General features: G+C 61.9%; 13 protein-coding genes. 10 read left to right on the top strand and 3 right to left on the bottom strand.

Translation table 11 applies throughout. The features are described 5' to 3' along the window. The first annotated feature begins 61 nt into the window (after positions 1-61). From D8676_RS01635 to D8676_RS01615, 6 genes are all read left to right on the top strand, one after another. The gene (locus D8676_RS01635) at positions 62-730 is read left to right on the top strand and encodes a TRAP transporter large permease subunit (protein WP_183096923.1); all 669 of its coding nucleotides are present in this window, start codon (positions 62-64) and stop codon (positions 728-730) included. A gap of 9 nt (positions 731-739) precedes the next feature. Beyond that, positions 740-1,516 carry a FadR/GntR family transcriptional regulator gene (locus tag D8676_RS01630; protein ID WP_121579084.1) on the top strand — a complete coding sequence of 259 codons (777 nt, stop codon included), beginning with the start codon at positions 740-742 and terminating at the stop codon, positions 1,514-1,516. Continuing rightward, positions 1,506-2,714 (top strand): mandelate racemase/muconate lactonizing enzyme family protein, encoded by a 1,209-nt coding sequence (locus tag D8676_RS01625; protein ID WP_121579083.1) that lies wholly within the window; start codon positions 1,506-1,508, stop codon positions 2,712-2,714. The genes D8676_RS01630 and D8676_RS01625 overlap by 11 nt, the downstream gene beginning before the upstream one ends. A 168-nt stretch (positions 2,715-2,882) precedes the next feature. After that, entirely contained in the window at positions 2,883-3,068 is a 186-nt protein-coding gene (locus D8676_RS26955; protein ID WP_147448128.1) for a hypothetical protein, read from the top strand. A 563-nt stretch (positions 3,069-3,631) separates the two neighbouring features. Then, positions 3,632-4,357 (top strand): membrane-anchored protein, encoded by a 726-nt coding sequence (locus tag D8676_RS01620; protein WP_121579082.1) that lies wholly within the window; start codon positions 3,632-3,634, stop codon positions 4,355-4,357. Positions 4,358-4,368: 11 nt separating this feature from the next. Beyond that, the gene (locus D8676_RS01615; protein WP_121579081.1) at positions 4,369-5,058 is read left to right on the top strand and encodes a glycosyltransferase; all 690 of its coding nucleotides are present in this window, start codon (positions 4,369-4,371) and stop codon (positions 5,056-5,058) included. Positions 5,059-5,065: 7 nt separating this feature from the next. Here D8676_RS01615 and D8676_RS01610 read toward each other — a convergent pair whose 3' ends face one another. The 3 genes from D8676_RS01610 to D8676_RS01600 all read right to left on the bottom strand — a co-directional run bounded on the left by D8676_RS01610 (position 5,066) and on the right by D8676_RS01600 (position 8,019). After that, positions 5,066-5,809 (bottom strand): sulfotransferase family 2 domain-containing protein, encoded by a 744-nt coding sequence (locus D8676_RS01610; RefSeq protein WP_121579080.1) that lies wholly within the window; start codon positions 5,807-5,809, stop codon positions 5,066-5,068. A gap of 101 nt (positions 5,810-5,910) precedes the next feature. Further along, positions 5,911-6,636: a hypothetical protein gene (locus D8676_RS01605; RefSeq protein WP_147448127.1), complete on the bottom strand. Its 726-nt coding sequence runs from the start codon at positions 6,634-6,636 to the stop codon at positions 5,911-5,913. Positions 6,637-7,122: 486 nt separating this feature from the next. Next, positions 7,123-8,019, bottom strand: a complete 897-nt coding sequence (locus D8676_RS01600) for a LysR substrate-binding domain-containing protein (protein ID WP_121579078.1) — start codon at positions 8,017-8,019, stop codon at positions 7,123-7,125. 112 nt (positions 8,020-8,131) lie between these two features. On the opposite strand from D8676_RS01600, the gene D8676_RS01595 reads away from it, so the two are divergent. Genes D8676_RS01595 through D8676_RS01580 form a run of 4 tightly spaced genes read left to right on the top strand, consistent with a single transcriptional unit; the run spans position 8,132 to position 13,758 of the window. Next, entirely contained in the window at positions 8,132-9,529 is a 1,398-nt protein-coding gene (locus tag D8676_RS01595) for a VOC family protein (RefSeq protein ID WP_121579077.1), read from the top strand. Between the two features lie 2 nt (positions 9,530-9,531). After that, complete coding sequence (locus D8676_RS01590; protein ID WP_121579708.1) at positions 9,532-10,950, top strand: FAD-binding oxidoreductase; 1,419 nt, start codon at positions 9,532-9,534, stop codon at positions 10,948-10,950. Positions 10,951-10,993: 43 nt separating this feature from the next. After that, on the top strand, positions 10,994-12,508 hold the full coding sequence (locus tag D8676_RS01585) for an aldehyde dehydrogenase family protein (RefSeq protein ID WP_121579076.1): 1,515 nt from the start codon (positions 10,994-10,996) through the stop codon (positions 12,506-12,508). Between the two features lie 8 nt (positions 12,509-12,516). Further along, the gene (locus D8676_RS01580; protein ID WP_121579075.1) at positions 12,517-13,758 is read left to right on the top strand and encodes a pyridoxal phosphate-dependent aminotransferase; all 1,242 of its coding nucleotides are present in this window, start codon (positions 12,517-12,519) and stop codon (positions 13,756-13,758) included. Position 13,759: the final 1 nt, after the last annotated feature.

Genomic DNA, 13,759 nt, shown 5'->3' with positions numbered 1-13,759 from the left:
TCGATCGCGGGAATGTTCGGGTCGAACGCTCCAGCAAGACTTTCCGCGCCCTGCCAGCGCGATGCGCGAACGCTCGGCTAGTCAGACGCTCCTCGACACCTTGCTCGTCCTGCTCATGCCCATCGCCCTGTTCCGCGGCGCCGTCGCCGGCGTGTTCACGGTGACGGAGGCCGGCGGCATCGCAGTCGCCTATGCGCTCCTGCTCGGCATGGTCGTCTACCGGACGCTCGACGCGCGACAACTCCTGGCCTCGCTGGTGACCACGGCCCGCCTGTCGGCGTCGATCTACATCATCCTCGGTGCGTCCAACATCCTATCGCAGGTTCTGGCCATCGGCGGGTTGGCCGGCTTCATGGCCGACGTCATCGCGCTGTTCTCCGAGACGCCGCTGTTGTTCCTCTTCGTCGCCGTGGGTGTGCTGCTGGTCGCGGGGTTAGCACTAGAACCCGGACCGGCAATCGTCCTGCTGGTGCCGATCTTCCAGCCGATCGTGACCCATCTCGGTATCGACCCGCTCCATTTCGGCATCGTGATGATCTTCGCACTGACCATCGGCCTGGTGACGCCGCCGGTCGGCCTGTGCGTGTTCGTCGTGGCGCAGCTTCTGGAAATTCCGTCGGGACGCGTCGTCACGCGGATGATGCCGTTTTTTGTGGCGGTGCTGGCGGCGCTGGCGGTGATTGTGCTGGTGCCGGCATTGTCGACCTGGCTGCCCATGGCTCTGAAATAGGGACCCACGATGAAACAGGGAAACATGCACGCCTTCGCGGTCGACCGCATTGCCGAGTGGATCGTCAGCGAACGCTTCCCGGTCGGCGCGGCTTTGCCCATCGAGCAGAAACTCTGCGAGCAACTCGGCGTCAGCCGCACCATCGTACGTGAAGCCGTGAAGACGCTCGCCGCCAAGGGAATGGTGGAGGTAGCGCCCAAGCTGGGCAGCCGCGTTCTTCCGGAAAGCCTGTGGAACATGTTCGATCCCCAGGTGCTCGGCTGGCGATTGAGCTTTCGCGAGGCAGGCGTCGTTGCCGAGGATCTCACGGAACTGCGCTTGCTGTTCGAGCCGGCGGCTGCCCGCTTTGCGGCGACCCGAGCTAGCTATAGCGAGAAGCGCTCAATCCGCGAAGCCTACCAGCACATGGCAGCAGCGGAAGGACGGTCGCAGGCATTCTCCAGGGCCGACATCGAATTCCACACCTTGATCCTCGGCGCGTGCCATAACACTTTCCTGTCCCGGCTTGCGCCCCTGGTAGACATCCTCATCCAGACCACTCTCGACCTCTATTCAGAAGGTGGCTGGGACTCCAAACACATCGAAAGCGCGTCCCTGCCGCTGCATGCTGCCCTGGCAGAGGCGATCTCCGAAGGGAACGCCGAAGCCGCCGATACGGCCGCGCGATCGATCATCGAAACGGCACAGAACGATATGCGCGAAGCTCTGCAACGGCTCGCGACCAAAGGTACGGCCGCAACGCGGCGCAGCCGATCACTCCAGAAAGGAAATACCGGTGAAGATTGACGCCATTGAAACGCTCCGGCTCGAGGAGTTTCCGAACCTGCTCTGGGTTCAGGTCGTCACCGACGACGGGATTGTCGGCCTCGGCGAAACGTTTTTCGGCGCGCGTGCCGTCGAGAGCTACATCCACGAGACGGCGGCGCCATACCTGCTCGGCAAGAATCCGTTGGAGATCGACCGTCACAGCCGCTTCCTCCTCAACTCCTTCGTCGGTTTTTCCGGAACCGGCGTCGAGATGCGCGGCACCTCGGCGATCGACTTCGCATTGTGGGATATTTTCGGGAAGGCGACGAGCCAGCCCATCCACCAACTGCTTGGAGGGCTCTCACGCGACAAGGTGCGCATCTACAACACCTGCGCCGGCTACAAGTACGTACGCGGGTCGCGCATCAGTCAAAGCACGGCAAACTGGGGTTTGGCGAACCCCGCGCAAGAGGGACCCTATGAGGACCTGGACGCCTTCCTCAACAACGCCGACGAACTGGCCCACAGCCTGCTGGAGCAGGACATAACGGCGATGAAGATATGGCCGTTCGATATTCCCGCGGAGAAGACGGGTGGCCTCTATATTTCAGCCGCCGACATGAAGAAGGCGCTGGAGCCCTACGAGAAGGTGCGGCGAGCCGTCGGCGACAAGATCGACATCATGGCCGAGTTCCATTCGCTCTGGAACGTTCCGACGGCAATCAAGATCGCCCATGCGATCGCCGACTACGAACCGTTCTGGCTCGAAGACCTTATCAAGATGAACAACCCCGCCGGGCTGGCTGACATACGTTCCAAGGTGAGAAGCCCGGTCTGCGCATCCGAAACGCTCGCCACGCGTCCGATCTTTCGCGACCTGATGGAGCGGAGGGCCACCGACATCGTCATGCTCGACCTGTCGTGGGTCGGCGGTATCAGCGAGGCGAAGAAAATCGCGACCATGGCAGAAGCCTTCGACCTGCCGGTCGCGCCGCATGACTGCGTCGGCCCGGTGACCCTGGTCGCATCGATCCATCTCTCGCTGAATGCGCCGAACGCGCTTGTGCAGGAGACAGTGCGCGCTTTCTACACCGGCTGGTACAAGGAGATCCTCGACACCATGCCGGTATTCGAGAAGGGTTTTGCGCTGCCTATGCAAGGACCAGGCCTCGGCACGGCGCTAAACGAGGAACGCTTCAAGGCAAATGACGCAGTGCGTGTCGTCAGCCGCGTCTAGATTTGCCGGCTGTCCGACATCGAGAGGAACATCAACACGAAATTCGTTCGCCAAGGCGAAGCGGGCGCGGGAATCTGATCTGTTCGTATTGCAAGAACCATCATGACGCCGCCCGCTCAGAACTCGCCATGGTTGGGGACCTTCCGATCGTCAACAAGCTCTGTCCCAATGGCAGCCTGGCGTCTCATTGCCGATCGGCTTCCAGTCTCCCAATTGGGCCTGTTGCGTTATTCCGGCCTGCCGGAAGCCTCCGGCTCAACTCGCAACGTTGCGGTCGTTGCAGCAGATTTCGGTTTTGCGGGCTGGAAGCTGGTTTCGTTTCAGGATTTCCGGCGCACTTCGCTCGTCGACTAGGCCGCGAGCGTCACCAGCAGCGCATATTGAATGCCATCACGGCGACGAGGATCTGGATGGTCGCCGTGGCCAGCCGCGATAGCTGACGGCACTCAGCCCCGTAAGGTTCTTCGACGGCCAAGCGCTGGCTGGCGATCAGCCGATTGAGACGCTTCAAGCGGGTGGCAGATGTGGATGGTGCTTGTTGGCCGGCGCATCAGCCACCCCTTGAAAATCCGGCAATAGACAGGCAGTAGTTTCATATCGTGCGCCTTCGGCGACCTGCCTCAGCGCGAGGCCGCAACAGATTGCTGCGCCTGCCGCACACGATTCTTCTCGATCTTATGGAGAGCTTCACCCACGTGATGCAGAACGGGCCGACCTCCAGCATGTAGCAAAAGAGGGCCTTAGAGGACTATGGAGTAGACATCGTTCGCATCTTCACCTGAGACGGCGCGCCATCGGACCAATTCGATGTCCCGGAAGGAATCAACTCCGTCGCGTCTTCAACAAATGGATCGGGGATGTCGAGATGCGCATGAGCAGCGTGGGAAACCCGGTCAATAAGTGCTCTGGGAGGATCTATGAAAATCAGAGAGCACGTTTTTCGGACGCTCAGATTTTATTGGGAGAAGCCAACCGCCCCTCGTTATGATGGTGGGTTCGAACGTCCAGTCGTCGTGGTGGGATCGGCGCCCATATCCTCTGTTCCGCTGGGGTTCAATCCGGGCTACCACGTCATCACGATCAACGGTTCGCAAGTCGTAAGCCGCGAGTGGGGCCGGGAGAAGCCCGATGTCACATTCATGACCAGAAACCAGTTGCAAGGTCAAAATACGAATGCGATGTCGGTCAGAGGTGCCGTGCGTGGTGGCTCCACAGGGCTTCTGGTCATGGTCCACTGGGCCAGTCCGCTGGAGGAGTTGACGTCAGCACTCCGCGAGCTGGAGTACGGCTACGACGACTTGAAGATCCTGACCAGAATGGAGCGCATGGCGCTGCACCACACCGTGCTCGGAAAACTGAACCTCGAACTGACTTCAAACGATCGATTTTCAAATGGTATAACAGGTGTCCTGTTCGCATTGGCTAGCGGTGCACCGGCAGTTATCATAAGCGGAATTAGCCCTCTTTCCTCTGGTCACGTCTACAATGATGCCAATTTGCAACGTAGCCACGGCGATACCGACGCGAAAACACTGCGAAGTCTCGTTGAGCGCGGGTATCCTGTCTACACGGCTGATGCCGAGGTAGGGCATCGCATTGGAATACCCTTCTGGAAGGCCCCTACAGCGGAGCAAGAACATTGAGAGAAAATTCCTTGGACATCTACATCGGCTGGGATTCGCGCGAGCCTATCGCGTACGACGTCGCCAAAGCCTCGATCGAAGAACACACGTCCATCCCCACCCGCATCATTCCCATAAAGCTTCAGGATCTGGTGGCGCAGCAAGCCTATACTCGAGAGATCGACCCGCTTGCATCGACGGAATTCACCTATTCCAGGTTCTTCACTCCCTGGCTCGCGGGGTTCAAGGGATGGGCGCTTTTCTGCGATTGTGATTTCCTGTTCTTTGGCGACGTTGCCGGCCTGCTCAAATATCGGGACCCCAGCAAGGCGGTCGCGTGCGTCCATCATGACTACACCCCGAAGGAGGGTCTCAAGATGGACGGAAAGGTGCAAACTACCTATCCGCGCAAGAACTGGTCCTCGTTCATGCTGTTCAATTGCGAGCATCCGTCGACCCGCCAGCTGACGCCGGAGCGGATAAACCGGGAGTCAGGAGCTTACCTCCACCGCATGCAATGGGCGAAAGACGAGGAGATCGGCGAAATACCGGTTTCCTGGAATTGGCTTGAGGGCTGGAATGAAAAGCCGTCACACGGCAAGCCTGACGCCGTCCATTTCACCAATGGCGGGCCCTGGTTCAAAGATTGGCAGAATGTCGACTATGCGGCCGAGTGGAAGTCGATCGCCGAACGCATCGATCCCGACTACAAGCCGATTTGACTGCCGGTCAGCCCCCTTCCCCTGAATCCTGCCGGGGGAAGTCGGGGCTGTAGCCCAGGCGTTCGAAGTCCGTCGCATAGAGACGGGCAACTATGCCCGCCAAACGTGGCGTATAGAATTCATGAAGACGGCTGCTGGCGGACGTCTTCTTGTTGACGTCCGTCGGGTACAAACCATCCAAACGGTGTAGCGGGGCAGACATTCCGAGGCTGGCGAACATCGACGTCATGTCTTCCTTCAGACTCTCAAAGCGTATGACACGGTCGTATTTGTCGAGTGGCAGCAGCAGCAGCTTTGTCTGAAGGTCCCAATGATAGTTCTTGTCGAGGCCGTCGCTCCCCAGCCATTCCAGAAACGCGGCGAACCCTGCGGGCGAGCGGTCGAAGGCCCCGAATTTCTTGTGGTAGCTGTCATGCTGGAACTTCTCCAGAAAGGCTGACAGGACCCGAGAATACGGGTTGCGAACGACCACAAAGAAGAACGTCTGCCGCAGCGCCCAGATTTGCGCGAACGTCAGGTCGGAATACCGTTGAGAAAGCTTTTTTGCTTCCTTGCGGCCCTCGACACGACCGGTCGTCATCTCGCGAAGCATGGTGACGACCGTGGTGTTGGCGTTCTTCTTGATGCGGTTGTAGGTCAGTCCCAGGCTTGGGTAAGTCGCGATGCTCTGGCGCGCCTTCCAGTTTACGGCGCCTACGCCGAACCGGCCACTCAAGACAGCCGCCAGCAAGATAAATTTCAAGTACTTCATTCAACACAGCCTTTCGAAGGGCGGAAAGGGGAGCCGGGACGGAGACCAGCGCTCAAGCATTGGTTTTGAACAAGAAGCCCATCCAAGCCGGACGAACGGTCCTACCGGAAGCTCGCCACGGTCCCCTTCGCGGCGCAAAAGAGGGGCAGGCCCGTCAACTCCGCGAGTTCGGGTTCCGAGGTCATCACCGTCGGACAATGCGCGGCGAAATGCACAAAGGAAGCATGATCCTCCTCCTTGTGATAACGTATCTTCTTCTTGTGTGCGGGATTTGAATGGCCATCGTCCGTCAAAGACATCCCGGCGACGATGATTTGGGGCACCCCGAGCAGGACCGCATAGGCGATCAACGCAATGCCGTTCGACGGATGCTTTTTCTGCCCGACGCCATGGAAGATGTCGCCGAGCAAGGTGTCGAAAAGCCAATCACGTTCCAGGTTGCTCATTAGCATGGTCGTTCGCTTGACGAACGGTATCCGGCTCCAGAGCCGATCTATCCGGGCACGCCTCTCGCTGTTCGTCATGGCCAGGATGCGGTGACAATCAAGGCCCTTGACCTGTTCCTCCAGGCGAATGTCATGAACGTAGATCAGATCCGGCTCCGGCAAACCTAGTCGTTTCCCCGCCTGTCCGGAGTACTTGATGTAGACATGAGCGGTGTCAGCGGGAAGGATTTCCGGCAAAGTGGGCCGGGGGGCAGAGCCCAGAAACAGCCAAGGCCGGTGCAACAAGCCCGCCTGATCGAGCCACCGACGGTGACGATCTATAAAATCACCTTCCATTTCGACGTGCATCTCGTGCCCAGGAATCCTCAGATCGACGGCCACTCAGTCCCCTTCACCTGCTGGCCACCAGGCAGTATGCCGTAAACGAAGGGGCGGGCGCTGTCACCATGATGTTCGCCAAGAGCCTTCACATTTGCAGGCAAAACTTCCTAGATCGAGCTTTCGAAGCCTCCGTCCTGAAACCGGGAGCGGCGGCTGGACGATTAAGTCGAAAGACGGTGCAACTCGTCACCGACGCCTCTTCATGGCGCCCCTGCCTGGAGGGTAGGTCTGCATCCGATGAACCAGGGCGGCCCATACGGCAGCGAGCATTCAGCGGCCGATGACTACTAACGACATCACCTGCTTGATGAACAGGTCGGACAATGTGCGAAGGCAGAGGTCACCGGCTCGAATCCTGCGGATGCGCCCCTTCAGTACGGAGCAAGGAGGCTGAACGCGCCGATCGTATGTTTGGATCATCGCTACACCACAAAGCTAGATCCCTTGGCGTTTGAACAAGAGCTGAATCGCGGTCGCCGTTCCCCGTCATGTTCTGACGACCTGCGCGACGATCCAGCTATAGAGTTGATTGGCTGCGGGGTGGTCGAGTTTCCCGTTTGGCATGACGAAATGGTAGCTGTTTTCAGTCGGCAGCGGCACGTCGATCACCACCCGCAGATGCCCGGCATTCAATTCCTGTCCAATGAGATAGAGAGGCAGCAGGGCCATGCCGAGGCCTGCGCCCGCCGCCTGTATCATCATGGTGAACTGGTCGAAACGGTGCCCCTGAAAAGACGCCGTCGTCTCCACGTCGGCCAGGCGAAACCAGTCGGCCCATGCCTTGGGCCTTGTGGCAAGATGCAACAGCGGAAGCTTTGCCAGATCTTCCGGCTTCCGCAACGACCGCCCCTCGATCAGCGCCGGGCTTGCCACCGGGACGATCACCTCCTGGCAGATATAGCGGCAGGCTGCGTTGGCCCAGACCGGCTGCCCGTAATGGATCGCCGCATCGAAACCCTGCTCCTCGAGATCGAACGGCGCCGAGCGCGAGGCTATGTCCAGCGCGATCTCTGGATGCGCGCGCAAGAAGCCCGGCAGATGCGGGATCAGCCAGCGAGCGCCGAAAGTGGGCAGAGTGGCGAGGCGCAGCAGCGAAGCCTTCGAGCCGGCCATCGCGCGCAGCATCACCGCCTCGCCCTGCTCCAGCAGCTTGCGGGCGTCGGGCAGGAACTTGCGGCCGGCCTCCGAAAGCACAACCCGCTGGCGCACCCGCTCGAACAGCGGTACGCCAAGCTGCGCTTCCAGTTCCCTGATCTGGCGGCTGACGGTGCTCTGGGTGAGGTTCAGCTCACGCCCCGCCTGGGTAACGCTGCCGTGGCGGGCGGCACTCTCGAAAGATCGCAGCCTGCCAAGGTCGGGGATCAGTGCACGGGACAAGGTCATGCAAATTCCGCATCAAGTTAGAGGGATTAATTATAATTCAGGGCCTTTAATTGGAAGTATATCGGCGACAGCGCATCAAGTCGCCAGCCTGCGGGACAAATTGGAAAGCAACATGCCAGCCAGCACCTTCATGTCCAGCGATGCTATTCGCGCCGCCTTCTCGGCGGCCATGTCGGTCATGTATCGGCAGGAAGTGCCGGCTTATGGCACCTTGATGGAGCTAGTCAGCGACATCAATGCAGCCACGCTCCAAAAGCAGCCCGCGCTACGGGCAAGCCTCGAGGCCACGGAGACACTGGATCGCATCAGCGAAGAGCGACATGGCGCAATCCGTCTCGGCACCGAGGCCGAACTGGCCATGATGCGCAGGGTGTTTGCGGTGATGGGCATGTTCCCGGTCGGCTATTACGATCTGAGCGAGGCCGGCGTTCCCGTCCATTCCACTGCCTTTCGCCCGGTCGACGAGGCTTCGCTGAGGATCAATCCGTTCCGGGTGTTCACCTCGCTGCTCAGGCTCGACCTGATCGCCGACCCGCAGTTGCGCGTCGCAGCGCAAAAGACCCTGGGCGCACGGCGTATCTTCTCAGACGACGCCATCGCGCTGGTGGAGAAGGCCGAACGCGACGGCGGCCTTTCGCGGGCCGACGGCGAGCGCTTCGTAGCCGAGGTTCTCAACACATTCCGCTGGCACGAAGAGGCCAGTGTCGAGCGTGCGCTCTACGACCGTCTCCACGCCACGCACCGCCTAGTCGCCGATGTGGTCTCCTTCAAGGGTCCGCACATCAACCATCTCACGCCGCGGACACTGGATATCGATGCGGTGCAGGATGAAATGCCGAAGCGCGGCATCGTGCCCAAGGCAGTGGTCGAGGGGCCGCCCAGCCGCGCTTGCCCGATCCTGCTGCGCCAGACCTCGTTCAAGGCGATCGAGGAGCGCGTCTCCTTCCCTGACGCCGAAGGCAATCTCGTCGGCGGCTCGCACACTGCCCGCTTCGGTGAGATCGAGCAACGAGGCGTGGCGCTGACGCCGAAGGGGCGCAGCCTCTATGACCGCCTGCTGAACGAGACGCGCGCCAAGGTACGCCCGGCCGCCGATGGCTCGAATGCGCAGGCCTATGGCGCCGCGCTGAAGGAAAGTTTCGTCACCTTCCCCGACGACTGGAACGCTATTCGCATGGCGGGGCTTGGCTATTTTCTCTATTCCATCGTGCCGGGCGCGGATTTCTCGACGCTTGGGGGAGACGAGATCGAAGCTCTTGTCGAAGCTGGCGTAGTGCGTTTCGACCCCATCATCTATGAGGATTTCCTGCCCGTTTCCGCCGCCGGCATCTTCCAGTCCAATCTGGGCGACGCCGTGGTACAGGATTTCGTGGCAAGCCCGAACCAGCGGTTGTTCGAGAAGGCGCTGGGGACTTTCGTACTCAACGAATTCGACCACTACGCCAGGATCGAGCGCACCTCCATCGAACAGTGCCTTGCCGCCGCCAGAGCAGTATCGGCGGCCGCCTGATGGTGCTGGCGGCCGATCATATCGACCGGCTCGGCGCCATTCTCGGCCCGCAGGGGCTGCTGACCCTGCCGGCCGACATGGTTCCCTACGAGAGCGCCGCGCGCTATGAGGGGGGCCGCGCCGCCTTCGTTGCACGACCGGCCTCGACCGAAGCCGTATCGCAGCTCGTGGCCTACTGCGTCCGCAACGCCATCGCGTTGGTGCCGCAATCGGGCAACACCGGTCTCGTCGGCGGTTCGACGCCGGACGACAGCGGCACGCAAGGCGTTGTCAGCCTCGATCGCCTGCGCTCGACCTTCACGTTCGACACCTACAATCGCAGCCTGCGCGTGGATGCAGGCTTCCGGCTTTCAGAAATCAACGCGCGGCTCGAACCGCACGGCCTGTTCTTCCCCATCGATCTAGGGGCCGATCCCATGGCGGGCGGCATGGCCGCCGCCAATACCGGCGGGGCGCGCTTCCTTCGCTTCGGCGACGTGCGCCGCAATACGCTAGGCCTGAAGCTGGTTCTGGCCGACGAAAACGGCACCGTCATTGACTGCGGAAAAGAGCTGCGCAAGGACAATACAGGTCCCGACTGGAAGCAGCTTTTCATCGGCACGGGCGGCGTTTTCGGGGTCGTCACCGAATGCGTCTTCAATCTGGAGCGGCTACCGAGGCAGGCGGCCACGGCCTATCTCGTTCCGCGCAGCGGCGAGGCCGCGCTTTGCTTGCTCAATGAGCTCGAGGAGCGTGCCGGCACCTATCTCAGCGCCTTCGAGGGCATGTCCGGACTGGCGATCCGCCACGCGCTGACCCATGTGCCGTCGTTGCGCAATCCGTTTCCGGCGGGCGAAATTCCGGGCTATGTCATTCTCGTCGAGCTTTCCCGCTCCTGGGCGCGGCGCGGGAACGAGCAGGCGCTCGATGCCGTATTGGAGGAAATGCTGGCCGAGATCTGGGACCTGCCGGATGCGCCGCTGCTCGATGCCTTAATCGGCGCGCCCGCCGAAATGTGGGCGCTACGGCACGCTTTGTCCGAAGGCGCGAAATCCGCCGGCTATGTAGTCGGGCTCGACCTCTCGTTCCGGCGCGGTGAGGTGATGCGGTTCCGCGAGCGCGCCAGCGGGTGGCTAAAGGCGGCATTTCCGCAGGTCGGGATTTGTGACTTCGGCCATCTCGGCGATGGCGGCGTGCATTTCAATCTGGTGGTTCCACATAATCCGGACGGGAGCGTCGACGCAAAACTTGTCGCGCGGCTGCGGAGCCTCCTGACGGAAATCGCGGTGGAGGAACATGGCGGCAGCTTCAGCGCCGAACATGGGCTAGGCCGACGCAACCAGCATTTCTATGACCGCTACACGCCGGAAAAGCTGAAACAGATGGCGACACAACTCAAGCAGGCGACCTCGCCCGGCCCTATCGGCGGGGTCCGGTTTTGAAGATCGGGGCACGCCCCACAAATGAAACGGAAAGGTGAATGTCATGACGCTCTCCCAGGAAACTGCGGGTCTTCTCACGAAACTCGGTGTTGATTCTGCCGCCCTTGCGGGTGGCGATCTTGCTGTGCGCAGCCCGGTCACGGGCGAGACGATCGGCTCTGTCGGGCAGGTGTCCGTCGCCGAAGCGGGCAAGGCAATCGACGAAGCTCATGCTGCGTTCCTGAAGTGGCGCATGGTGCCGGCCCCGCGCCGCGGCGAACTGGTGCGATTGCTGGGCGAAGAACTGCGCGCCCACAAGGAAGACCTGGGCCGCCTGGTGTCGATCGAGGTCGGCAAGATCCCGTCCGAGGGCTCGGGCGAAGTTCAGGAGATGATCGACATCTGCGACTTCGCGGTGGGCCTGTCGCGCCAGCTCTATGGTCTCACCATCGCCACCGAGCGCCCCGGCCACCGCATGATGGAAACATGGCATCCGCTGGGCGTGGTCGGCGTGATCTCCGCTTTCAACTTCCCCGTGGCGGTATGGTCGTGGAATGCGACGCTGGCGCTGGTGTGCGGCGACAGTGTCGTGTGGAAGCCGTCGGAGAAGACGCCGCTGACGGCTCTTGCCTGCGCGGCAATCTTCGCGCGCGCCGTCAAGCGCTTCGGCGACGATGCGCCTGGGGGGCTGCTGAAGGTGCTGATCGGGGCCGCCGAGGTCGGCGAGGCGCTGGTCGACCATGCAAAGGTGCCGCTGGTGTCGGCGACCGGCTCGACGCGCATGGGCCGCGCGGTCGGCCCGCGCCTGGCGGGACGCTTCGCCCGCGCCATCCTGGAACTCGGCGGCAACAATGCCGGCATTGTGTGCCCGTCGGCCGATCTCGACATGGCGCTGCGCGCCATTGCCTTCGGCGCCATGGGCACGGCGGGCCAGCGCTGCACGACGCTGCGCCGCCTGTTCGTGCATGAGAGCGTCTACGACCAGATCGTGCCGCGCCTGAAGAAGGCTTATGAGAGCGTTTCGGTCGGCAACCCGCTGGAGGGCAAGGCGCTGGTCGGCCCGCTGATCGACAAGCCAGCCTTCGACAATATGGAGAAGGCGCTGGAGGCGGCGAAGGCGGCGGGCGGCAAGGTGACGGGTGGTGTGCGCGTCGAGACCGATCACAAGGACGCCTACTACGTGCGCCCGGCCATCGTGGAGATGCCGGCCCAGGCGGGCCCGGTGCTGGAAGAGACCTTCGCGCCGATCCTCTATGTGATGAAATATTCCGACTTCGACGATGCACTCGGCCTGCACAATGCGGTGGGCGCGGGGCTGTCGTCGTCGATCTTCACGCGTGACCTTCAGGAGGCGGAGCGTTTCCTGTCGGCTGAAGGTTCAGACTGCGGCATCGCCAACGTCAATATCGGCACCTCCGGCGCAGAGATCGGCGGGGCGTTCGGCGGCGAGAAGGAGACCGGCGGCGGGCGCGAGAGCGGCTCGGACGCATGGAAGGCCTATATGCGCCGCGCCACCAACACCATCAACTACTCAAAAGCGCTCCCCCTCGCACAAGGCGTGTCATTCGATATCGAGTGAGAACCGAAATGCTCACCAGACCAAATGAAGCTGCCGCGCCCTTCAGGCCGGCAGCCCGCATTGCGGATATCGGCGTTTCAGAAATCCTTGAGATCGGCGCGCGAGCCGCCGCGATGCGCCGCGAGGGCCAGGACGTCATCATTCTCGGCGCGGGCGAGCCGGATTTCGACACGCCCGATGCAGTAAAGGAAGCGGCTTTCAGAGCCATGCAGCGCGGCGAGACCAAATACACCGCGCTCGACGGCTCGCCCGCCATGAAGGAGGCGGTGCGCGAAAAGTTCCGGCGTGACAACGGTCTCGATTTCACCGCCGCCGAAATCAGCGTCGCCTCGGGGGCCAAGCAGGTTATCTTCAACGCCTTCATGGCCACGCTCGGTCCGGGCAACGAGGTCATCGTGCCGGCGCCCTACTGGACCTCCTATGCCGACATCATCCGCATTGCCGGCGGTGTGCCAGTGCTGGTCGCCTGTGACGCGGGCAACGGGTTCCGGCTGACGGCCGACCAGCTCGAGCGCGCCATCACGCCCGCCACCCGCTGGCTGATGCTGAACTCACCATCCAACCCGACCGGCGCGGCCTATTCGGAAGCCGACTATCGTCCGCTACTCGACGTGTTGTCGAAGCATCCGCATGTCTGGCTGCTTGCCGACGACATCTACGAGCACATCGTCTATGACGATTTCCGCTTCGTCACGCCCGCGGCGCTGGAGCCTGCTCTGCGCGACCGCATCCTGACCGTCAACGGCGTTTCCAAGGCCTACGCCATGACCGGCTGGCGCATAGGCTACGGGGCAGGCCCGGCGGCGTTGATCAAGGCCATGGCCGTGGTCCAGAGCCAATCCACCTCCAACCCGTCATCTGTTTCCCAGGCAGCGGCGATCGAGGCGTTGACCGGGCCGCAGGATTATCTGGCAGAACGCCGCGGCGACTTCCGCATCCGGCGTGACCTGGTCGTGGAGGGGCTGAACGCCATCGACGGCCTCGACTGCCCTCGTCCGCAGGGCGCTTTCTACACCTTCGCCAGTTGCGCGGGGATGCTCGGACGCGCCACTCCCCAGGGCCGGAAGATCGAAAGCGACCGCGACTTCTGCGCCTATCTGCTGGACGAAGCCAGGGTCGCGGTGGTGCCGGGCTCGGCGTTCGGGGCCTCGCCTTTTTTCCGCATCTCCTATGCCACCTCGCAACAGGAACTGCGCGAGGCGCTGGCACGCATCGCCAAGGCTTGCGGCGCGTTCACCTCCAGGAAATGAA

Origin of the sequence: Mesorhizobium sp. YM1C-6-2, assembly GCF_003666685.1 — a bacterium.
Lineage (GTDB): Bacteria > Pseudomonadota > Alphaproteobacteria > Rhizobiales > Rhizobiaceae > Mesorhizobium_K.
The sequence above is the reverse complement of the archived record's forward strand: the minus strand, read 5'-3'. Positions and strand labels throughout refer to the sequence as shown.

Excerpts from the sequence above, each read along its gene's own strand:
- D8676_RS01635 (WP_183096923.1), top strand. The coding sequence starts at position 62 with ATGCGCGAACGCTCGGCTAGTCAGACGCTCCTCGACACCTTGCTCGTC.
- D8676_RS01630 (WP_121579084.1), top strand. The coding sequence starts at position 740 with ATGAAACAGGGAAACATGCACGCCTTCGCGGTCGACCGCATTGCCGAG.
- D8676_RS26955 (WP_147448128.1), top strand. The coding sequence starts at position 2,883 with ATGGCAGCCTGGCGTCTCATTGCCGATCGGCTTCCAGTCTCCCAATTG.
- D8676_RS01620 (WP_121579082.1), top strand. The coding sequence starts at position 3,632 with ATGAAAATCAGAGAGCACGTTTTTCGGACGCTCAGATTTTATTGGGAG.
- D8676_RS01610 (WP_121579080.1), bottom strand. The coding sequence starts at position 5,809 with ATGAAGTACTTGAAATTTATCTTGCTGGCGGCTGTCTTGAGTGGCCGG.
- D8676_RS01600 (WP_121579078.1), bottom strand. The coding sequence starts at position 8,019 with ATGACCTTGTCCCGTGCACTGATCCCCGACCTTGGCAGGCTGCGATCT.
- D8676_RS01595 (WP_121579077.1), top strand. The coding sequence starts at position 8,132 with ATGCCAGCCAGCACCTTCATGTCCAGCGATGCTATTCGCGCCGCCTTC.
- D8676_RS01585 (WP_121579076.1), top strand. The coding sequence starts at position 10,994 with ATGACGCTCTCCCAGGAAACTGCGGGTCTTCTCACGAAACTCGGTGTT.
- D8676_RS01580 (WP_121579075.1), top strand. The coding sequence starts at position 12,517 with ATGCTCACCAGACCAAATGAAGCTGCCGCGCCCTTCAGGCCGGCAGCC.